This is a genomic window from Tamlana crocina, from assembly GCF_012037625.1.
Window position 1 is genome coordinate 1 of record NZ_JAAVJS010000916.1, and the last position, 278, is coordinate 278.

Annotated in this window: 1 protein-coding gene; it reads left to right on the top strand. The window is 44.6% G+C overall.

Annotation, left to right across the window (positions count from 1 at the left end; translation table 11 throughout):
* Positions 1-278 (top strand): hypothetical protein (locus HC176_RS19495; protein WP_209309853.1); only part of this gene is annotated, 278 nt, incomplete at both ends.

Below are 278 nucleotides of genomic sequence, written 5' to 3' on the forward strand. Positions count from 1 at the left end.
AGGTGAATGAAGTTCCGGCCTTTCTCGCTGAAGTCCTTGGTACCGGGCAGGAAACCTCTTTTGTAAATGAAAGCTCCCTTGCCACAAATGGCCTGGAGGTCTACAAATTTCAGCAGTACACAAACGGAATAAAAGTAGAGCATGGCGTTTTTAAAGCTATAAGTAAAAACGGAAATGTGCAGGCTTTAACTGCCGAATACTATGCGCTTCCTGCTTCGATCTCTTCTTCAGCAGGATTGAGTGAAGCGGGTGCGCTTCAAAAGGCCATAGATTTTATT